Annotated in this window: 27 protein-coding genes; 25 read left to right on the top strand and 2 right to left on the bottom strand. The window is 40.5% G+C overall.

Translation table 11 applies throughout. The features are described 5' to 3' along the window. The 9 genes from DWZ38_RS01685 to DWZ38_RS01640 all read left to right on the top strand — a co-directional run bounded on the left by DWZ38_RS01685 (position 1) and on the right by DWZ38_RS01640 (position 8,406). Complete coding sequence (locus tag DWZ38_RS01685) at positions 1-135, top strand: DUF3789 domain-containing protein (protein ID WP_081021271.1); 135 nt, start codon at positions 1-3, stop codon at positions 133-135. Next, entirely contained in the window at positions 132-353 is a 222-nt protein-coding gene (locus tag DWZ38_RS01680) for a hypothetical protein (protein ID WP_055060385.1), read from the top strand. Before DWZ38_RS01685 ends, DWZ38_RS01680 begins: the two co-directional genes overlap by 4 nt. A gap of 5 nt (positions 354-358) precedes the next feature. Then, positions 359-850 (top strand): antirestriction protein ArdA, encoded by a 492-nt coding sequence (locus DWZ38_RS01675; RefSeq protein ID WP_055200583.1) that lies wholly within the window; start codon positions 359-361, stop codon positions 848-850. A 60-nt stretch (positions 851-910) separates the two neighbouring features. Further along, positions 911-1,411, top strand: coding sequence for an antirestriction protein ArdA (locus tag DWZ38_RS01670; protein ID WP_347518581.1), 501 nt, complete (start codon positions 911-913; stop codon positions 1,409-1,411). Positions 1,412-1,523: 112 nt separating this feature from the next. After that, entirely contained in the window at positions 1,524-1,913 is a 390-nt protein-coding gene (locus tag DWZ38_RS01660) for a conjugal transfer protein (protein WP_005611098.1), read from the top strand. After that, positions 1,900-4,353, top strand: a complete 2,454-nt coding sequence (locus DWZ38_RS01655) for an ATP-binding protein (protein WP_117849516.1) — start codon at positions 1,900-1,902, stop codon at positions 4,351-4,353. The genes DWZ38_RS01660 and DWZ38_RS01655 overlap by 14 nt, the downstream gene beginning before the upstream one ends. Further along, entirely contained in the window at positions 4,350-6,485 is a 2,136-nt protein-coding gene (locus DWZ38_RS01650) for a YtxH domain-containing protein (RefSeq protein ID WP_117849515.1), read from the top strand. The genes DWZ38_RS01655 and DWZ38_RS01650 overlap by 4 nt, the downstream gene beginning before the upstream one ends. After that, positions 6,482-7,489: a bifunctional lysozyme/C40 family peptidase gene (locus tag DWZ38_RS01645; RefSeq protein WP_117849514.1), complete on the top strand. Its 1,008-nt coding sequence runs from the start codon at positions 6,482-6,484 to the stop codon at positions 7,487-7,489. Before DWZ38_RS01650 ends, DWZ38_RS01645 begins: the two co-directional genes overlap by 4 nt. A gap of 14 nt (positions 7,490-7,503) precedes the next feature. Continuing rightward, positions 7,504-8,406, top strand: coding sequence for a conjugal transfer protein (locus DWZ38_RS01640; RefSeq protein ID WP_117456828.1), 903 nt, complete (start codon positions 7,504-7,506; stop codon positions 8,404-8,406). A gap of 63 nt (positions 8,407-8,469) precedes the next feature. Here DWZ38_RS01640 and DWZ38_RS01635 read toward each other — a convergent pair whose 3' ends face one another. Beyond that, the gene (locus DWZ38_RS01635; RefSeq protein WP_117456827.1) at positions 8,470-9,000 is read right to left on the bottom strand and encodes a PadR family transcriptional regulator; all 531 of its coding nucleotides are present in this window, start codon (positions 8,998-9,000) and stop codon (positions 8,470-8,472) included. Positions 9,001-9,125: 125 nt separating this feature from the next. Here DWZ38_RS01635 and DWZ38_RS01630 point away from each other — a divergent pair, with 125 nt between their 5' ends. Genes DWZ38_RS01630 through DWZ38_RS01620 form a run of 3 tightly spaced genes read left to right on the top strand, consistent with a single transcriptional unit; the run spans position 9,126 to position 10,988 of the window. Continuing rightward, complete coding sequence (locus tag DWZ38_RS01630) at positions 9,126-10,505, top strand: MATE family efflux transporter (protein ID WP_055153260.1); 1,380 nt, start codon at positions 9,126-9,128, stop codon at positions 10,503-10,505. A 37-nt stretch (positions 10,506-10,542) separates the two neighbouring features. Next, on the top strand, positions 10,543-10,773 hold the full coding sequence (locus DWZ38_RS01625) for a hypothetical protein (protein ID WP_055153262.1): 231 nt from the start codon (positions 10,543-10,545) through the stop codon (positions 10,771-10,773). A gap of 29 nt (positions 10,774-10,802) precedes the next feature. Further along, on the top strand, positions 10,803-10,988 hold the full coding sequence (locus DWZ38_RS01620) for a cysteine-rich KTR domain-containing protein (RefSeq protein WP_082419275.1): 186 nt from the start codon (positions 10,803-10,805) through the stop codon (positions 10,986-10,988). Between the two features lie 114 nt (positions 10,989-11,102). Here the strand turns inward: DWZ38_RS01620 and DWZ38_RS01615 are convergent, their stop codons facing one another. Then, positions 11,103-11,462 carry a helix-turn-helix transcriptional regulator gene (locus DWZ38_RS01615; RefSeq protein WP_005342894.1) on the bottom strand — a complete coding sequence of 120 codons (360 nt, stop codon included), beginning with the start codon at positions 11,460-11,462 and terminating at the stop codon, positions 11,103-11,105. A 497-nt stretch (positions 11,463-11,959) separates the two neighbouring features. On the opposite strand from DWZ38_RS01615, the gene DWZ38_RS01610 reads away from it, so the two are divergent. The 13 genes from DWZ38_RS01610 (at position 11,960) to DWZ38_RS01545 (ending at position 20,931) form a co-directional block, all read left to right on the top strand. Further along, complete coding sequence (locus DWZ38_RS01610) at positions 11,960-12,391, top strand: sigma-70 family RNA polymerase sigma factor (RefSeq protein WP_117456826.1); 432 nt, start codon at positions 11,960-11,962, stop codon at positions 12,389-12,391. Next, positions 12,381-12,620: a helix-turn-helix domain-containing protein gene (locus DWZ38_RS01605; RefSeq protein ID WP_005423216.1), complete on the top strand. Its 240-nt coding sequence runs from the start codon at positions 12,381-12,383 to the stop codon at positions 12,618-12,620. Before DWZ38_RS01610 ends, DWZ38_RS01605 begins: the two co-directional genes overlap by 11 nt. 457 nt (positions 12,621-13,077) lie before the next feature. Continuing rightward, positions 13,078-13,272 carry a hypothetical protein gene (locus tag DWZ38_RS01595; RefSeq protein ID WP_005423220.1) on the top strand — a complete coding sequence of 65 codons (195 nt, stop codon included), beginning with the start codon at positions 13,078-13,080 and terminating at the stop codon, positions 13,270-13,272. A gap of 105 nt (positions 13,273-13,377) precedes the next feature. Then, complete coding sequence (locus DWZ38_RS01590) at positions 13,378-14,595, top strand: tyrosine-type recombinase/integrase (protein ID WP_117456825.1); 1,218 nt, start codon at positions 13,378-13,380, stop codon at positions 14,593-14,595. A 283-nt stretch (positions 14,596-14,878) separates the two neighbouring features. After that, positions 14,879-15,346 carry an Hsp20/alpha crystallin family protein gene (locus DWZ38_RS01585; protein WP_117849513.1) on the top strand — a complete coding sequence of 156 codons (468 nt, stop codon included), beginning with the start codon at positions 14,879-14,881 and terminating at the stop codon, positions 15,344-15,346. 368 nt (positions 15,347-15,714) lie between these two features. After that, positions 15,715-16,197, top strand: coding sequence for a transcription elongation factor GreA (gene greA / locus DWZ38_RS01580; RefSeq protein WP_117849654.1), 483 nt, complete (start codon positions 15,715-15,717; stop codon positions 16,195-16,197). A gap of 13 nt (positions 16,198-16,210) precedes the next feature. Beyond that, the gene (gene lysS / locus DWZ38_RS01575; RefSeq protein ID WP_117849512.1) at positions 16,211-17,806 is read left to right on the top strand and encodes a lysine--tRNA ligase; all 1,596 of its coding nucleotides are present in this window, start codon (positions 16,211-16,213) and stop codon (positions 17,804-17,806) included. Positions 17,807-18,045: 239 nt separating this feature from the next. Then, positions 18,046-18,267 carry a DUF6462 family protein gene (locus DWZ38_RS01570; protein ID WP_008395358.1) on the top strand — a complete coding sequence of 74 codons (222 nt, stop codon included), beginning with the start codon at positions 18,046-18,048 and terminating at the stop codon, positions 18,265-18,267. Positions 18,268-18,275: 8 nt separating this feature from the next. Further along, on the top strand, positions 18,276-18,734 hold the full coding sequence (locus DWZ38_RS01565) for a DUF6462 family protein (RefSeq protein ID WP_008395356.1): 459 nt from the start codon (positions 18,276-18,278) through the stop codon (positions 18,732-18,734). A gap of 3 nt (positions 18,735-18,737) precedes the next feature. Then, positions 18,738-19,022: a DUF6462 family protein gene (locus DWZ38_RS01560; RefSeq protein ID WP_005340582.1), complete on the top strand. Its 285-nt coding sequence runs from the start codon at positions 18,738-18,740 to the stop codon at positions 19,020-19,022. 546 nt (positions 19,023-19,568) lie between these two features. Beyond that, on the top strand, positions 19,569-19,718 hold the full coding sequence (locus tag DWZ38_RS01555) for a hypothetical protein (protein WP_015567903.1): 150 nt from the start codon (positions 19,569-19,571) through the stop codon (positions 19,716-19,718). After that, complete coding sequence (locus tag DWZ38_RS01550) at positions 19,705-19,959, top strand: hypothetical protein (protein ID WP_055062764.1); 255 nt, start codon at positions 19,705-19,707, stop codon at positions 19,957-19,959. Before DWZ38_RS01555 ends, DWZ38_RS01550 begins: the two co-directional genes overlap by 14 nt. 51 nt (positions 19,960-20,010) lie before the next feature. Beyond that, a complete protein-coding gene (locus tag DWZ38_RS01545; RefSeq protein ID WP_050755693.1) occupies positions 20,011-20,931 on the top strand; it encodes a ParM/StbA family protein in 921 nt (306 codons plus the stop codon). Positions 20,932-20,933 lie beyond the last annotated feature (2 nt).

The raw sequence follows: 20,933 nt of genomic DNA, 5'->3' as shown, positions 1-20,933 counted from the left end.
ATGCAACGATTATTATTTGACTTCCTGTTCTTCTCTTTAGGGGGAACAGTTGGCGTGGTTGCCATGTGTATTTTACAGGCTGGCAGACAGTCTGACCGAAAAATGATGGAACTGAAAGGAGAAAAGAAAGCATGAATTTTGGACAGAACCTTTATAACTGGTTTTTAAGCAACGCACAGAGCCTTGTGCTGATGGCGATTGTTGTTATCGGTATCTACTTGGGATTCAAGCGTGAGTTTTCCAAACTCATCGGATTCTTGGTAGTTGCCTTAATAGCCGTTGGTCTTGTATTCAATGCATCCGGCGTAAAAGACGTATTGTTACAGTTATTCAATAAGATTATTGGAGCGTAAAGCCTATGGAAGAATGTAGTGTATTGATTGAAACGACCAAATCAGCAGAGGATAAAACCTCTCGCTGGTTTGATTTACCCATTGATTATGAGCTGTTCCGTGACCTGCTCGGTGTGGAAGCTGACAGCAAAGACTATCAAATCACAGATATGAAGCTCCCCTTTGCTGGCGATATTGTAAGGACAACTTCTGTCAGACGATTAAACAAGCTATACTTTGCTTACACGGATTTATCGCCAGAAGTTCAGCAGGCATACAAAGAGTTGATTCCTTATTGTGGCGGTGTAGAGGATTTATTGCAGAAATCAGAAGAATTTCTGTTTTATCCAGAGTGCCACAACATCATGGACGTTGCCCGTTACCGCTTGGAGCATAACATTGAATTTTCTGCTCTCTCCGAAAAGGGAAAGAAATATTTTAATCTGGAAGCCTACGCCCATGAACTGGAAGAAAAAGGACGTTATGCTCTCTGCAACAACGGTATGTTCAAGCTCTGATGGTGGTATTGCTTATGGCAGATTTTATGAATACAACCGAAAGGAAGTGAACCGCTTATGATTGATGATATGCAAGTCTATATAGCCAATCTCGGCAAATACAATGAGGGAGAACTAGTCGGGGACTGGTTCTCTTTTCCGTTGGACGAAGAAGTGATTGCAGAACGTATCGGCTTAAATGCAGAGTACGAAGAATACGCAATCCATGATACGGACAACTTCCCGATGGAGATTAGCGAATACACTTCTATTGAAGAATTGAACCGTATCTATGAGCAGTTGGAAGAATTACCAGATTACCTGCTGGACGACTTGGACAGTTTTATATCCTGCTATGGCAGTCTGGAAGAACTGGTGGAACATAAGGACGACATCATTCTGTATTCCGGCTGTGAAACGATGACCGATTTAGCCTACTATCTGATTGATGAAGAACAGGTACTCGGAGAAATCCCGTCCTCTTTACAGAACTATATCGACTATGAAGCCTACGGGCGTGACCTCGATATAGAGGGGACATTTATTGCAACAAACGCTGGTATCTGTGAGGTACTGCGTTAAAGGCTGGCAGATCAGCACCGCCACTGGTGCTACTGTCAGCTTTTCTCTTGGGGCAGTCTGGAAAATCCGGCTGTCCCTGTTGTTAGGAAAATGAAGAAAGGAGCATTTACAAGTGAAGAAAATCCGAAGTTATACAAGTATCTGGAACGTGGAAAAGGTACTGTATGCCATCAATGATGTAAACCTGCCATTCCCTGTGACCTTTACCCAGATTACATGGTTCGTGCTGACGGAATTTATCATCATTCTGTTTGCAGATGTACCGCCACTTTCCATGATTGAGGGTGCGTTTTTGAAATATTTCGGGATTCCCGTTGCCCTTACATGGTTTATGTCACAGAAAACCTTTGACGGGAAAAAGCCATACAGTTACATCAAGACGATGGTTCTGTATGCCCTGCGTCCCAAAGTGACTTATGCCGGAAAAGCCGTGAACCTGCATAAGCAGAAATTTGAGGAAACTATCACGGCAGTAAGGAGTGTGACCTATGTTCCCGATTAAATATGTCGACAACAACCTTGTCTGGAACAAGGACAATGAGGTGTTCGCCTACTATGAGCTGATACCTTACAATTATTCGTTCTTATCCCCAGAACAGAAATACTTTGTGCATGACAGCTTCCGTCAGCTTATCGCACAGTCCCGTGAGGGAAAGATTCATGCGTTACAGATTGCAACCGAAAGCTCAATCCGAAGCATACAGGAACAATCCAAAAAGCTGGTAACGGGAAAATTAAAGGAAATCGCCTATCAGAAAATAGATGACCAGACCGAAGCCCTTGTATCCATGATAGGCGACAATCAAGTTGATTACCGTTTCTTTCTGGGATTCAAGCTCATGGTCACAGAGGACGAAGTCAATCTGAAGAACATCAAAAAATCGGTATTTCTGACATTCCGTGAGTTTTTGAATGAGGTAAGGCACACGCTGATGAATGACTTTGTTTCCATGAGCAATGATGAAATCAACCGTTATGTGAAGATGGAGAAATTACTGGAAAACAAAATCTCCCGTAGGTTCAAAATCCGCCGACTGGAAGCCAAAGACTTTGCCTATCTGATGGAACACCTTTACGGCAGGGACGGGATAGCCTATGAAGATTATGTGTATCCTCTACCAAAAAGAAAATTAAAAAGAGAAACACTGATTAAGTATTATGACCTTATCCGTCCTACCCGTTGTGTGGTGGAAGAAAGCCAGCGATATTTGCGTCTGGAACATGAGGACAGTGAAAGTTATGTGTCCTACTTTACGGTCAATGCCATTGTCGGGGAGTTGGACTTCCCATCATCGGAAATCTTTTATTTCCAGCAACAGCAGTTCACATTCCCTGTGGATACTTCCATGAATGTTGAGATTGTGGGAAATAAGAAAGCCTTAACCACTGTCCGCAACAAGAAAAAGGAATTAAAGGACTTGGACAATCACGCCTATCAAGCCGGAAATGAAACAAGTTCAAATGTGGTGGAAGCCTTAGACAGTGTCGATGAACTGGAAACAGATTTAGACCAGAGCAAGGAAAGTATGTACAAGTTAAGTTACGTCATACGGGTGTCTGCACCCGATCTTGACGAACTGAAACGCCGTTGTGATGAAGTCAAGGACTTTTACGATGATTTGAACGTGAAGCTGGTACGTCCTGCCGGAGATATGATGGGACTGCATGGAGAGTTTCTTCCAGCCAGCAAGCGTTATATCAATGATTATATCCAGTATGTGAAATCCGATTTTTTAGCCGGACTTGGCTTCGGTGCTACCCAGATGTTGGGAGAAAATACAGGAATCTATATCGGCTATTCCGTGGATACGGGAAGAAATGTCTATCTGCAACCGTCCCTTGCCAGTCAAGGGGTAAAAGGTACGGTCACAAATGCGTTGGCTTCTGCTTTTGTGGGTTCGCTTGGCGGTGGAAAGTCATTCTGTAATAACCTGCTGGTGTATTATTCCGTCCTGTTCGGTGGACAGGCAGTTATCCTAGACCCGAAAAGTGAGCGTGGAAACTGGAAAGAAACACTGCCGGAGATTGCAGAGGAAATCAACATTGTAAACATTACCAGTGATTCCAGCAACCAAGGGCTGTTAGACCCGTATGTGATTATGAAAGATGTCAAGGATGCTGAAAGTCTTGCCATCGACATTCTGACTTTCCTTACAGGAATTTCTTCAAGGGACGGCGAAAAGTTCCCTGTCCTTAGAAAAGCTGTCCGTACCGTATCCCAGAACCAGAACCACGGGCTGTTACAGGTCATTGAGGAACTGCGAAAAGAGGATACCGCCGTATCCCGTAATATTGCAGACCATATCGAAAGTTTTACGGACTATGATTTTGCACAGCTTTTGTTCTCGAACGGTTCGGTGGAAAATGCAATCAGTCTGGATAACCAGCTCAACATCATACAGGTTGCAGATTTGGTTCTGCCGGATAAGGATACTACCTTTGAAGAATACACGACCATTGAACTGTTGTCGGTATCCATCTTAATTGTTATCAGTACCTTTGCCCTTGACTTCATTCACAGTGACCGAAGCATTTTTAAGATTGTAGACCTTGACGAAGCATGGGCGTTCTTGAATGTGGCACAGGGAGAAACACTCTCAAATAAGCTGGTGCGTGCTGGTAGAGCCATGAACGCCGGAGTCTATTTTGTGACACAATCCTCTGGGGACGTATCGAAAGAAAGTCTGAAAAATAACATCGGCTTAAAGTTTGCGTTCCGCTCCACAGATACCAATGAAATCAAGCAGACCTTAGAGTTTTTCGGTCTGGACAGTGAGGACGAAAACAACCAGAAACGGTTGAGGGATTTGGAGAACGGACAATGCTTAATGCAGGATTTATACGGACGTGTCGGTGTGGTACAGATACACCCTGTCTTTGTAGAACTGCTCCATGCTTTTGATACCAGACCGCCGATAAAAAGTGAGGTGGATTTGGAATGATAAAATCTATCACAAAAGAAAAGGTATTCCATGTACTGAAACTGGTTCTGCTTGCCGTGACCGTTACACTGGTACTGTTGTCCCTGCTTGGGACGGTAGCTCATGCGTCTGGACTGGTCGATGATACGGTCAATGCAGACAACCTGTATTCAAAGTATCCGCTTTCCAACTATCAGCTTGATTTCTATGTGGACAATAGCTGGTCATGGCTTCCGTGGAACTGGCTGGACGGCATTGGAAAATCGGTGCAGTACGGGCTTTACTGTATCACAAATTTTGTCTGGACAATCAGCCTGTATCTTAGCAATGCCACAGGATATGTGGTGCAACAGGCGTATAAGCTGGACTTCATCAATGACATGGCAGACAGTATCGGGAAAAGTATCCAGACACTTGCCGGAGTGACCGAACATGGATTTTCCAGCAGTGGATTCTATGTGGGATTCCTGCTCATTATCATTCTGATTGTAGGTGTTTACACCGCCTATACAGGGCTTCTCAAACGGGAAACAAGCAAAGCACTTCACGCTGTTATCAACTTTGTGGTGGTGTTCATTGTGTCTGCGTCCTTTATTGCTTATGCTCCCAATTATATCCAGAAAATCAATGATTTCAGTTCGGACATCAGCACCGCTTCTCTGGACTTGGGGACAAAAATCATGCTCCCCGATTCAGAAAGCAAAGGCAAGGACAGCGTAGACCTTATCCGTGACAGCCTGTTTGCGATACAGGTAGAAAAACCGTGGCTGTTGTTGCAGTTTGGGAACAGCGATACCGAAGAAATCGGGACTGACCGTGTGGAAGCTCTAGTATCTGCCAGCCCGTCAGACGAAGATGGGGAAACAAGGGAAAATGTCGTCAAAACAGAGATTGAGGATAACGACAATGACAACCTTACCATTCCGCAAGTCGTCAACCGTCTTGGCATGGTGTTCTTCCTGCTCATTTTCAATCTCGGTATCACAATCTTTATCTTTCTGCTTACCGGCATGATGTTATTTTCCCAGATACTTTTTATCATATATGCCATGTTTTTGCCTGTCAGCTTTTTACTGTCCATGATACCGACCTATGAGAACATGGCGAAACAGGCAGTTGTCCGTGTATTCAACGCCATTATGACAAGAGCTGGAATCACGCTGATTGTGACCGTGGCATTTTCGATTTCCAGTATGTTCTACAACATTTCCACAGATTATCCGTTCTTCATGGTGGCGTTTTTGCAGATAATCTGTTTTGCCGGAATCTACATGAAGCTCGGAGAGCTAATGAGTATGTTCAGCCTTAATGCCAATGACAGCCAGCAGATAGGTCGCCGGATATTCCGTAGACCGATGGTGTTCATGCGACACAGGGCAAGACGTATGGAACGCCGAATTGCAAGGGCTGTCGGTGCTGGAAGTGTTGCAGGTGCGGTGGCAGGTGCAAGTGTTGCCAGAGCCGGAAAGCCAGCAACGAACCAACCGCCAAAGAAACGGGAAAATACCTCTGCCAGCATGGGAAGCCGTGTTGGTTCTGCTGTGGGTGCTGTGATGGATACGAAAAATAAAGTCCGTGACAGTGCTTCTTCTCTGAAAGAAAATGTGAAAGACCTGCCGACACAGGCTGGTTATGCTGTCCATTCTGCCAAACAGAAAGCAAAGGATAATGTATCAGACTTTAAGCGTGGCGTTGTGGAAGAACGGGAAAACCGACAGGAACAGCGTACACAGAAACGTAACCTGCACAGGGAAAATATCTCACAGAAAAAGCAGAAATTACAGAAAGCACAGGAAGCAAGGCAGACAGTTCATGCGAATGGATCAGCGACAGCCGGAGCTATCAGAAGCCATGAACGCCCTGTTGCCACACCTGTTCCAAAAACAGCACAGACCGATACGGTCATAAAGCCGGATATGAAGCGTCCTGCTACTTCTCCTGTGATAAAAAATGCAGAAGTCAAGGCTGGAAAAGAAACTGTCCGAACCAATATCAGACAGGAGCAACAGGTCAAAGGTGTTACCAGAACGAACCAGCCAAATGTAGTGGAATCCAGAAGTAATCAAAAGAAAACAACCATACAGAAACAGGTTAACCAAAAACAGAATCGTAAGACTGTTACGAAGCAACCAGAGAAAGGACGGAAGAAATGAGATTAAAACGTATCCTTATCATAGGTACGATATTTCCTGTCCTTTTCTCCATCGTCCTTTTTTTCGGGATATTGATTTCCGGCGAAGATGACGACAGTTCCAACAGCTATTCGCCTGTCTATTCTGGCATGAACCTGTCAGCCGATGTCCTCAAACATCAGCCGATGGTAGAAAAATACGCCAGAGAAAACGGTATCTCGGAGTATGTGAACGTCCTGCTTGCCATCATACAGGTAGAAAGTGGCGGTACGGCTATTGATGTCATGCAGTCCAGCGAAAGTCTGGGACTACCGCCAAACTCCTTAAGTACAGAAGAATCCATTAAGCAGGGGTGTAAATATTTTGCGTCCCTGCTTTCTTCCTGTAAAGCAAAAGGCATGAATGACATTAACGTGGTCATACAGTCTTATAACTATGGTGGTGGTTATACCGACTATGTGGCGAAAAATGGAAAAAAGCACGGCTTCAACCTTGCGGAGAATTTCGCAAAGAATAAATCCGGCGGTACAAAAGTGACCTATACGAACCCGATAGCGGTCAGTAAAAATGGTGGCTGGCGGTATAACTACGGAAATATGTTCTATGTGGAGCTGGTCAACCAATATCTGACCGTGAAGCAGTTCAGCAACGAAACGGTACAGGCTGTTATGAATGAAGCGTTGAAGTATCAAGGCTGGAAGTATGTCTACGGTGGCAGTAACCCGAACACCTCTTTTGACTGTTCTGGTCTTACCCAGTGGTGCTACGGAAAAGCCGGAATCAGCCTGCCACGAACCGCACAGTCACAGTATGACGCAACCCAGCATATCCCATTGTCACAGGCACAGGCTGGCGATTTGGTCTTTTTCCATTCCACCTATAACACCAGCGACTATGTTACCCATGTAGGAATCTATGTGGGAAACAATCAGATGTATCATGCCGGAAATCCAATCGGCTATACTGATTTGACCTCTGCCTACTGGCAACAGCACATCATTTGTGCCGGAAGAATCAAACAATAGAAAGGACTTGAAATATGTTTAAGAAGAAAGAAAAAACAGAGAAAGCACCTAAGAATAAGAAAGTGCGTACCATGAAAGTCGGGACACATAAGAAATCTGTCCTGCTGTTGTGGGCGGTGCTTCTGGCAAGCACCAGTTTTGGTGTGTATAAGAACTTTACCGCCATTGACACCCACACGGTACATGAAAAAGAAATCATTCAGTTAAGATTGAACGATACCAACGGTATTGAAAATTTCGTCAAGAACTTTGCGAAAGCCTACTACTCATGGGATACCAGCAAGGAAGCCATTGAAGCAAGGACAACAGAAATCAGTAAATACATTACCAAAGAATTACAGGACTTGAACGCCGATACCATCAGAACAGATATACCAACCAGTGCTACCGTTACAAATGTGCTGGTCTGGAATGTAGAACAGCCTGGAACGAACGATTTTACCGTTGCCTACGAAGTAGATCAGCAGGTAAAAGAGGGAGAACAGACACAGACAGTCACAGAAAACTACACAGTGACCGTTCATGTGGATAAGGACGGTGCAATGGTCATTACCCAGAATCCTACCCTTGCTCCGGCAGTGCAGAAATCAAAGTATGAACCGAAAGCACAGGAAACAGATGTCAGTGTCAGCTCCGATACTGTCAAGGACGCTACCGCTTTCTTGGAAACATTCTTTAAGCTCTATCCGACAGCTACGGAAAAAGAACTTGCCTATTATGTCAAAGCCAGCGTGCTTGCTCCTGTATCCGGCGACTATGTATTTTCGGAACTGGTAAACCCTGTCTTTACCAAAGACGGCGATAACCTCAAGGTCAGTGTGTCTGTGAAGTATCTGGATAACAAGTCGAAAATGACACAAATCTCACAGTATGAGCTTGTGCTTCATAAGGACGATAACTGGAAGATTATTAAATAAGACAAAAGGCTTGCTTTCGTATAAACTACGCATAGCAAGCCCTTTATATTTTTTGGAGGGATATTACAAATTAAGATGCTCTCTCATTGACATAATCCATGTTTCGATTGCTTGTACAAGAATAGCCTGTTGTTCTAAAACGGCTAATCCAGTTTCGGGGATTTCAGGAATATTCTTTTTAAAATTCCTATTTTCCTCTATATATGATTTAAGCATTTTAATATTATTTTCGATATTATCAAGACATAGTTTTTGATTATCTTTGGATAAACTGTCAAGGTTGACAATTACGGCATTAAAATCTAAAAAAATATGAATTGGTTTGCAGGATATATCTAGCATAAGTTTTTCAAATTGAGAATTTCCAGAATCAGTCAATGTGTAAACTGCTTTTTCTGGCATTTTTCCATCTTTAACCTGTGTGCTAGTGATATAGCCTTTTCCCTCTAACTGAATCACTTTTTTGTAGATTGAGGGGGTACTAATTTTTACCCATTTAGAGATGTTTCGATATTCCACCATTTTTTGAATATCGTATGCACTCATGGATTCTTTTTTGAGAATCCCTAATACTATTAAATCAATCGTTGCCATAAATTTTTCCTCCATTTATATTGACAGTTACTATAAATTATAGTAGTATAATTCCTACAGCTAAATATGCTGTAATTTATACTATTATATTTTATAATTCATGTCAAGAGAAAGGAGATTTTTGAATGAACAATCGTAACAACAAAATGGAGTTATTAGGAAATGCTCCGATACCAAAAGCCCTTATGGCTATGGGAATCCCTACCATGTTGGGTATGATGGTAAATGCTATCTACAATCTGGTGGATGCCTATTTTGTAGGTAGTTTGGGTACAAGTCAGATGGGAGCAATCTCAGTAGTTTATCCACTTGGTCAAGTAGTAGTGGGATTAGGCTTACTGTTTGGAAATGGTTCAGCATCTTATCTGTCTAGATTATTAGGAAAGGGTGACAAAGAAAAAGCAAATCAAGTAGCAAGTACGGCATTGTATAGTAGTATTACTGTAGGTGCAATTATGATTATTTTATCCATAATTTTTCTTCGTCCTATTCTTAAATTTTTAGGAGCAACAGACAGTATCATGCCTTACGCTATTACCTATGCCAGCATTTATATTATTTCTTGTATTTTCAATGTGTTTAATGTAACGATGAATAATATTGTAACCAGTGAGGGAGCGGCAAAAACAACTATGTGTGCCTTAATGACTGGTGCAATATTGAATATTGGTTTAGACCCTGTATTCATTTATATATTAAATATGGGTGTTGCAGGAGCGGCAATCGCAACTGCTATTTCACAGATTGTTTCTACATTAGTTTATTTAACATTTATTCTTAGAAAAAAAAGTACCTATCATTTTAGAATTAGGAATTTTTCATTTACAAAAGATATTATGTCAGAGATATTTAAAATCGGAATACCAACACTTGTTTTTCAGATATTAACAAGCCTTTCTATTTCTTTTGTAAATACAAAATCTATGGTCTATGGAGATTCTGTAATTGCTGGTATGGGGGCTGTGACAAGAATTGTTTCTATGGGAAGTTTGATGGTATTTGGATTTATTAAAGGTTTTCAGCCGATTGCCGGATATAGTTATGGTGCAAAGAAATTTTACCGTTTACAAGAAGCAATTAAAACATCAATTTTATGGTCTACCATATTTTGTGTTATTTATGGATTGATATTGGCAATATTTTCAAAAGGAATCATATCACAATTCACAAAAATGGATTTAGATATGATTCGTGTAGGAACTCAATCTTTACGGATAAATGGTTTTTCATTTATGTTGTTTGGCTTCTATACTGTATATTCTTCATTATTACTCGCTCTTGGGAAAGGGTTAGCTGGTTTCTTTTTAGGAGCTTGTCGGCAAGGAATTTGTTTCATACCTGTAATTCTGATTCTTCCAGTATTTTGGGGAATCAACGGCATTATGTACGCCCAGCCAATCGCTGATGTACTTTCTGCTGTGATTACTATTTTTATGGCGGTGCATTTACACAAAGAACTTGCTTTATCAAAACAGAAATTTTTATCTGGACAACAAAATACATAAAGGTTAGGAACGCTTTTATATAACAGAGATTAAAAATATGGTAGGATTAAAAAAACGACATATTAAAAAAATGTTGAAAACTGGTGCTAAAGCAGATGGAGCATCGCTTGCTGATATTCGGACTGATATAGAAGCTACTATTGATGAAGCAATGACCAGCACCGACCCAGAGGTACAAGCGAATTTCAGAAAGTTGTTTAGAAATAAGCGTCCCACACCAGAGGAATATATTTATACGATTACAAAAAAGACAAAGATTAAATTTTAAAAATCTATTGTCGCAAAGGTGGTGCTTCTATGAGTAATCAATCATGGGTGTTATGTCCTATTTGTAACAACAAGACACGAATCAAAATACGGGACGATACAGAATTGATAAATTTTCCGTTATTCTGTCCGAAGTGCAAACAGGAAACTCTAATCAATATAAAACATGGAAATATAATTATCAGAGAGCCAGACGCTAAGACGCAGAGCCGATAATTTGTAAGTTATTGTAACTTATATATTATCGGCTCTTATTTGTTGCCTGCGGAGCAGATCAGCAAATAAGCGTTGAAGAATCTGTATAGAAAAACAGAGAAAATAAGAAGCAAATCACTTCTTATTCTCTCTGCTGTTCAAGATACCGTCAATCGTACCTTGAATGATTTTTAATTCGTTATCACTCAATAAATCAAGTGACGAATCTATCTGACGGCGGGCTGTATTTTTTTCAACATTCTTCGCTGGATAGAAATACTCGTCAACAGATATATTGAACATGGTAACTAAATCATGGAATAACTGAAAGCTAGGGTGTTTCCCGATATTTTCAATATCTGCGATATGACGTTCTCCGTAAAAGACTTTATCGCCTAAATCATTTCTGGAAAGCCCTGCTTTCTCTCTGGCTTCTCTGATTGCCAGTCCTAAAGGACGAAAATCAAAGCTGTGCGTATCTTTCTTTTTTCTCATTTTTAATCACCTAGCATGAGTTTATACTTCATGTTATGTGATTAGAATGTGTTAAAAACTCATATTATATGCACTATAAATTCGATAAAAATATTACCTCGTTCGGTAAATAAAAAAAACCGTTCTGTGGGTAATCTCTTTTATAATGTCCAAAAATATAGGGACGGTTTTGGTATAACCAGAGCTGTCCTTTTTCTATTTTCACAGGCTTGCTCTGGTCAAGGAGCAATTTGTGATTCTAAGTAAAACAGGCAGTCTATACCGACAACCGAATTTATTCCGTCTTTTTCTTAGTACATCATCAGTCCTTGAACATGAATTAAAAACTCATATATCAGATGTTTTAAAAACAGTCTATTTGTTATTGGTGCAAATAGGCTGTTTTCATATTTACAAAAAATTTTTTCAATCCTGCAACAAATCACACCTTGCCGTACAGATATGGTGCGGAAAGAGGGATACATACTTTTCACTTCATAGCGAAAGGGGGTGTGATTTTGAAACCATCAGACTTCCAAAAGACAATACAGTGTCAGTTTGACTGTAAGCTCAAAAAGGTTGTGAAAGGCATTGTCCGTAACTACCGCAAGGAATTAGCAAGACGACAGGCAAAGGAAGTATCCTTTTGTGAGCTTCCAGAGATTGTTGTTGAGAAATTGATTGTATGGGACGATTACGAAAGTGAATATACAACGTTCGATGTGTGCGGTACAGAAATCCGTGTACTTGATGAAGAACTTGCAGAAGCACTGAAACAGTTGCCGGAGCAGAACCGAAACATTGTATTGATGTTTTTCTTCTTGGATATGAGTGATTCGGAGATAGGCGAAAAGCTGAATATCAACCGAAGCACATCATACAGACACAGAAGAAATTCACTTGAAGAAATCAGAAAGCAGTTAAAGGAGAAGAAAACAAATGAAGAATAAGCAACACACACTTCCATCATTTTTTCTCATATCATCAGCCGTGGACGGTAACGAAAACGCCATAGAAAAGCTGTTGTTATTCTATGAAGCCTACATATCAAAATGCTGTTTACGCCCGTTTTACGATGAGTACGGTAACGTATACATTGTGGTTGATATGGAATTAAAGGGACGTATCAGAGAAGCCCTTTTGAAAATGATATGTGAATTTGAAATAGACGAACATTAAGTAATATTTGAGCGGAGCATGATTTAACAAACTCCCCTCTTTCCTGTTCCGCTTTTTCTTATCATTCTGTATTAGTCCATTTGCAAAAATGAATTGATACAGGCTGACAAGAGCCTAACAGTTCTTTGACAACTGAATAAAGCAGTCAGATACGTTTGTGCTTGCAGTGAGCCATCAGAGGTTGTACGCCGTGACTTTTCCAATCGGGAGATAGCGATTCATGCAATGATCTGGGAGCGACCGTTGGAAAAGTCGTTCTGCCATGACCTGCAACACAGGATAATGATACACCCGTATGACACGGTTCAGCCCACAGGAATGGGAATGGTTGAGATACCAGCGGAGCTTGCCGAAGCCGTCTGACTGCTTGTAAAAAGCATATGATAAAGGAGAGTGATACTTTTACTGGTGTGCAGAAAATGACGATAATACAGGTCGGTAAAAGGAGGGCTGACAGATGAACAAAACAAAAGAAAGACCAACCTCACAGCCGATAACGGTAAATATAGATAAATTGTCTGCAATGTTATCTTGTGGTCATGCTACTGCAAGAAAGATTGGAGAACAGGCAGGAGCAAAAATTGTGATTGGACGTAGGGTTCTTTATTCGGTAGAAAAAGTCAAAAATTACCTCTCATATCTGGAAGAATAACACCCTTTTTCATTTATGTTTCTTGTGATATATGGTATAATATTTATAGACATAACCACGTCATGAGAACAAAAAAGGGGGCTATTACAGAAAGGAATGTTTCTCATGGCAAATAGCAGAAAAGACCATAAAGGAAGAAAATTAAGAGAGGGCGAAAGCTGGCGTAAAGATGGTAGATATAGTTACCGTTATACAGATATAAGAAGTGGAAAACGTCTGACAGTATATGCAAAGGATTTACCGGAATTAAGGGAAAAGGAAAAGCAGATTGCAAAAGACTTGGAAGATAACATTTTAACCGATGGAGCAATCAAAAAACTTACTCTTAATAAATTGTTTGAAAGATATATGTCCACTAGGGAGCTGAAAGAATCTACTAGAGCAAATTATCTGAAAACATGGGAGAATCGTGTCAAAGACGAAATTGGAAACATCAAGGTTGTTCAGATTTTACCATCACACATCAAATCGTTTTACTCAAAACTTTCTAAAGCAGGATACGCATATTCTACAATAAAATTTATTAACAATATGATTTATCCGGCACTGGAAATGGCTGTTGATGATGATATTATCCGCAAGAATCCGGCAAAGTTTTCTATCAGTGATTATGGTAGACAGGCAGAAGAACGTATTGCCTTAACAGTTTTACAACAGGAAAAAATGCTGGAATTTGTGAAAAATAATCAAGTATACAACACCTACTATCCAATGCTCAGAATCATGTTAGGAACTGGTGTAAGGTGCGGAGAACTGATTGGATTGACTTGGGAAGATGTAGATGTCAGAACAAAAGCGGTAAGTATTGACCATCAGTTGATTTATAAAGATTTAGGAGATGGCTATAAATTCCATATTTCCACGCCAAAGACGGATTCTGGAATCCGAACTATCCCTATGACATCAGATGTACAAAGAGCATTTGAAGAACAAAAGAAATTAAACTTTATGCTTCAAAAAGGAAAAGATGTTGAGATAGACGGTTATAAAGGATTCATTTTCATGGCAAAGTCCGGCAGACCGCTCATGCCTAGTGCAATAAACAATATCTTATATAATATTGTAGACGCATATAACAAAAAAGAAGTTCAAATTGCAAAGACTGAACATAGAAATGCTGAATTGTTACCAACGGTATCCGCTCACATTATGCGACATACGGCTTGTACCAGAATGGCAGAAAAGAGGATAGACGTAAAAGTTCTTCAATATATTATGGGACACGCCCACATAGATGTAACAATGGACGTATATAACCATGTAAGTGAGATGTCCAGAATTGAGAGTGAAATCACAAGGCTGGAAAGCGTAGCAATTAGTTGACACCAAAAATAAAAAAATTGGTGTCAAAATGGTGTCAAATCAAGAAAAAGTGATGATTATAAGGAAAAAAAGTGTTGCAAACCCCGTAAAATCAAGGTTTGCAAAAAAAATCTCAAAAAATTAGCACTCAACACTTGACAGTGCTAATAACAAGTGCTATATTACAACTAGAACAAAGGAAGAGGATAAAAAGAGAGAAAAGAAATGAAAGCTCTATGAATTCTCCACCACCTGAGTTCCAGGAAACAAGGTAAATAGCATATATAAAAAGGAGAGATGACTTATGTTAATGCCTAGTATTTTTGGAGAAAACTTATTTGATGATTTATTTAATGATTTTCCATTCTATTATGATGATAAAGCAGTTAAAGACACAGAGAAGAAGCTCTATGGCAAGAGAGCCAGTCATGTGATGAAGACTGATATTAAGGAAATGGACAATGGCTATGAGCTGGTTGTAGATCTTCCTGGATTTACCAAGGATGAGATTAAAGCTTCTCTGGAGAATGGTTATCTGACCATCAGCGCAGAGAAAGGCCTTGATAAAGATGAGAAAGAAAAAGAATCCGGACGTTATATCCGCAGGGAGCGTTACGCAGGTGCCTGCAGCCGAAGCTTTTATGTAGGCGAGGATATTCAGCAGGAGGATGTTAAGGCCGAATTTAAGCATGGTATTCTGAAACTGTTCGTTCCGAAGAAAGAAGCGAAACCAGCAGTGGAAGAGAAGAAACATATTGCCATTGAAGGCTAATGATTTTTCCTTTCGTCGGGAAGTCTGACCCGGGAGAAAAGGTGAAATAAGTGAATAGCTTGGAAGGTGCCGCGGGATCGTTGAAAAATGATTCCACGGCATCTTTTTTTGCGGGAAAAGTTTGGGAAACGACAGTTTGTCATCTTGACAATACATGCTGATTTAGCTATAATGATGAAACTGTGAATATCCTAGTGAATTTGTACCCTTTTGAGTGATTAAGTGTCCGCATTAGCGGACATGTCCGTTTAGAGCGAATTTGAAATATTTTGCAGTCTTTAAGGGGAATTTTCCGGGAGAAGCAGCATATAAGAAGTGTATGACCCGGGGCGATGGACGCCGCCGGAATGAAAGGGAGTAAGGCTAAAATGGAAGAAAAGAAGAACTTACTAACCTATGCAGGACTTAAAAAACTGGAAGAAGAGCTGCATGATTTAAAGGTAGTAAAAAGAAAAGAAGTAGCAGGCAAGATCAAAGAAGCAAGAGAGCAGGGAGACCTGTCTGAGAACGCAGAGTACGATGCAGCTAAAGATGAGCAGAGAGATATCGAAGCACGTATTGAAGAAATCGAGAAAATCCTGAAGAACGCTGAGGTCGTAGTTGAGGATGAAGTAGATCTTGACAAGATCAGCGTAGGATGTAAGGTTAAAGTACATGACTTTGAGTTCGAAGAAGATATAGAACTGAAGCTGGTTGGCTCTACAGAGGCAAACAGCCTGGAAGGCAAGATTTCCAACGAATCCCCTGTAGGAAAGGCTCTTATGGGAGCTCATACAGGCGATGTAGTAGAAGTGGAACTGCCAGCTGGTATCATGAAGTACAAAGTGCTGGAAATCCAGCGTAATATTTAAGGGAGGCACAAAAGTGGCAGAGCAGAAGAATCAGGATCTGAATCAGCTTCTGAAAATACGCCGTGACAAACTGGCAGAACTTCAGGCGAATGGCAAGGATCCATTTCAGATAACAAAATTTAACCAGACCCATCATTCACAGGAAGTAAAGGATCTTTATGAGGCACATGAGGCTGAGCTTCTTAAAGACCGCACAGAGCCGGATACAGCAGGTCTTGATGAGGAGCAGGCAAAGGAAGTTCTGAAGAAAGACTATGAAGAGAGAAGAAGCATTATGGACGCAAGTCCGATCCATGTAGCAATTGCTGGACGTATGATGTTTAAGCGTGTTATGGGTAAAGCTTCTTTCTGCAACATTCAGGATTTACAGGGAAATATCCAGGTATATGTAGCAAGAGATGCGATTGGAGCAGACTGTTATGCAGATTTCAAGAAATCTGATATCGGTGATATCTGGGGACTGGAAGGCTTCGCATTCAGAACCAGAACCGGTGAAATTTCTATTCATGCAGAGAAGATGACTCTTTTATCCAAGAGCTTACAGATCCTGCCGGAGAAATTCCACGGACTGACTGACACAGATATGCGTTATCGTCAGAGATACGTAGACCTGATCATGAACCAGGACAGCAAGAACGTATTTATCAAACGTTCCAAGATCCTGAAAGAAATCCGTAATTTCCTGGCAGACCGTGACTTCATGGAAGTGGAAACTCCAATGCTGGTTTCCAACGCCGGCGGCGCAGCTGCGAGACCATTTGAGACCCATTACAATGCGCTGAACGAAGATGTGAAGCTTCGTATTTCTCTGGAGCTTTATCTGAAACGACTGATCGTAGGCGGACTTGAAAGAGTTTATGAGATTGGCCGTGTATTCCGTAATGAGGGTGTTGATACCCGTCACAATCCGGAATTTACCCTGATGGAGCTTTACCAGGCATATACAGATTATGAGGGAATGATGGAACTGACAGAGTCCATGTTCCGTTATCTGGCAGAGAAGGTCTGCGGTTCCGCAAAGATTTCCTACAATGGAATCGAGATCGACCTTAGCAAACCATTTGCACGTCTCACTATGAACGATGCGATCAAGAAATATGCAGGAATTGATTTTGATGAAGTTGCAGATGATGAGGCAGCTAAGAAACTTGCTGCAGAGCATCATATTGAATATGAGGAGCGTCATAAGAAGGGTGATATTATCAATCTCTTCTTCGAAGAGTACTGTGAGAAAGAGCTGATTCAGCCGACTTTCATCATGGATCATCCGATTGAGATTTCTCCTCTGACCAAGAAGAAACCTTCTGATCCGAGTAAGGTAGAGCGTTTCGAGCTTTTCATCAATACATGGGAAATGTGTAATGCTTACTCCGAGTTGAATGACCCGATCGACCAGAGAGAGCGTTTCGCAGCACAGGATGCTCTTGCAGACGCTGGTGACGAGGAAGCGAACCATACAGATGAAGATTTCCTGAACGCATTGGAAATCGGTATGCCGCCGACAGGTGGTATCGGATACGGAATTGACCGTCTGGTAATGCTTCTGACAGACAGCCGGGCTATCCGTGATGTCCTGCTGTTCCCGACAATGAAGAGCTTGGATAAATAAACCTAGTGTTTATGCGGGATTGAGGCATTTGAGTACGTCAAAGGACGCATTAAAAGACGTATTTTGGCATAGTCATTTACATCAGTATGAAAGAGTACACAATCTGAAAAGAATAAGACTCAATCGAATATGAACTACTAAGAGGACATTTTCTAAAGAAATTTAGAAGATGTCCTCTTTTTTGCGTTATGGAGAAAATACGTCATTTGTTATGAAGTCAAAGTGAAAGGAGCACAGCAATGGATGAATCAAAGAAGAAAGATAGATATGAGGATGCAAAAAAGTTTGTAAGATATTCAGATGGTGCAAAGATGTACAGTATGGGAATGACAAAATTTCAAGAAGTGGCTAAGGATGCCAAGGCTTGTTATAAGATTGGTCAGCTTGTACTTGTTAATACAGAAATATTGGATAAGTATCTTGAAACTTTTCATATTACAGATTCTGAGTTTTATAAGTAGGTGATGTTATGGTAAATACATTGAGTGGTTCAGTTAGTGCCTATAGAAAAGAAATTGTAAAACCAAGATTTATTCGTATTGATGAAGTAATGGCTTTATTAGATGTAACACGAGATGAGGCAATGGATATAGCATTAGCTGCTGGAGCAAGATATCAGCTTGCAAAGATTATATTAGTACATAAGGAAAGGTTGATGAAATTTATGAAACATTTTGCAAGAGTGCCTAGTTCAAACAAAATCGTAGAAAAGAAGTTTGTAAGAATTGGGGAAGCTTCAATGACATATAGCATAGGGCATCATAGATTTATTGAAATGGCTAGAGCAGCGGGTGCTGTATATAAGATTGGAACAGCTAAGGGAAATACTATATTAATAAATTTGGAAATTTTTGATGATTATATGGAGCAATTCAGAGAACCGCCAACAGAAATGAAACATCCATTGCCAAATGTGAAAGGAGACTGATGAATGAGTTACTCATATAAGTGCTATTCAGATACAAAGGATTTTATGAAAAAATTTGTCAATGCAGAGGAAGGAGCGATTATTTATGGGATAAGTAAATCTAGAATCATAGTAATTGCGAGAGAGGCAGGAGCAGTCTATAAAGTCGGTAATTCAGCATTAATCAATACGGAATTATTTGAAAAATATCTTGAACGATTCAGAGAGCCGGCAAGAGAACTGCCTAAGCATACATGGAACAAATTAAAGGAAATGACAAATACACCAAAAACTGGTGAAAATTCGTAAAAATACACCAGTGGTGTCACTTCCGTAAAATTAAAGTGCATTGTAGAATATCAATTGTCCAAGAGAGATTGGACATAACAATTGAATAATCAGTTACAGATTTGCAAAGTAGTTTGCACTACAGAATTTCTGTAGGTAGTAAAATTACGGGGCATGTACCTGGAGGATGAAAGTCACAGCTATCATATTAGTAGCCTGATGGATCGAAAGATGAAGGGTGAGAAGTTGGATGGAAATCTGGAAAAAGGATTCGGCATGTTGCGTAAGGATAATCAACCACAGAGGGCGAGAAGTTTGTCCTTATCCTCAAAAGGCTAAAAGAGGAGATAGTGCTTCTGATAATTCAGAAGGGCGTCGTGAAACACATTTTGTGGCTCGTCTGTAACTCCCGGAGGTGAGAACACCTCTTTGTACACGGGGCGATATAGGAGTCTAGAAGACTGGCGTGTACCTACATGCTTAGCATTAAGCATAGCCATGTAGACTATATCACTTCCAAATTCAAATTTTGTCTATATGGCAACTAATTTGAAGGAGGATAAAGTGATGATGGGATTTAGCATAGCATTTATAATTATTGTTCTTATTGTATTGTATTCATTAGCAAGGACAGCAGGTGAGTCGGACAGGATATTGGAAAATATAAGAGAGCAATCACTCCTTGGAAGGGAGGAGAGCTCTGGTGGGAACAGTTGAAAAAAGAGATAAGCATAAGAAACGCAGGTTTGTATCTCCAGAAGAAAAGCTTGAAAGAGAATTAAAAGATTGTATGCATTGTAGATTCTTCTGGGGACATAACAACAGATGTGCCAATGGAACATGTTGTAAACCATCTAAGAAAAAAGAACAGAAGCTTCCAGCGGAATGTGTCGGATGTCCATATTATCAAGGGAATGGTTATTGTTTTCCTTGTATGCGAAAGCTGATAGGAAAGTAGGTGGTTAAGATGTTCAAGTGGCTATTTAAGGAGAAAGGATGTGCAAAACATATGAATAACAAGTTAGAAGTAATCGGCATTGATCATGGTTGGTCAATGATGAAAACAATCTCTCAGGTATTTGTCACAGGAGTTAAGGAGATTACAACAACTCCGGCACTTTTCGGCGATGTACTTGAGTATGAAGGAAAGTTCTATAAGGTTGGAACTGTGAGGCAGGAAGTAAAGGATACAAAGGTCGAAGATGACAGCTTTTATCTTCTCACTCTTGCAGCAGTTGCTAAGGAACTTAAAAGAAGAGGTCTTGCAGAGGCAAAGGTATTCCTTGCCGTAGGACTACCACTTACAAGGTTTGGAGCAGAGAAGAATGATTTTATCAAGTACCTGACAAAGAATAAGCGTGTAAGCTTCAAATATGAGAATGAGCCGTATTATATTGAAATGGATGATGTGGCAGTATTCCCTCAGTGTTATGCAGCAGTAGTGGACAAGATTCCTACAATGGCAAAGAAAACGCTGATAGTAGATATCGGTAGCTGGACAATCGACATTATGCCGGTAATCAACAAGTCACCGGATGAATCAAAGTGTGTGACGATACCAAAAGGTCTTATTACCTGTATGCGTTCTATCAATGAACAGTGTGTAAGACAACTTAACGGAGAGGTAGACGAGTCAGAGATACAGAATATCATGCGATATGGCAGGTCAGATATTGATGATGAATACTTTGCCATTATCAAGGCAGAGATAGAGGATTTTGTTGATAAGGTATATAACTCAATCCGTGAGTTTGGGTATAACTTAAAGACTACACCGATTGTATTTGTCGGTGGCGGGGCAGTTGTGATGAAGAATTTTGGTAGTCATGATGCTAAGAACATTTCCTATAACCTTGATGTAAAGGCAAATGCAAGAGGATATGAGCAGCTTGCCACAATGGGACTTAAAAGCACTAAGCGATTATCATAAGG

The organism is Ruminococcus sp. AF31-8BH, assembly GCF_003460605.1.
GTDB lineage: Bacteria > Bacillota > Clostridia > Lachnospirales > Lachnospiraceae > Blautia_A > Blautia_A acetigignens.
The sequence above is the reverse complement of the archived record's forward strand: the minus strand, read 5'-3'. Positions and strand labels throughout refer to the sequence as shown.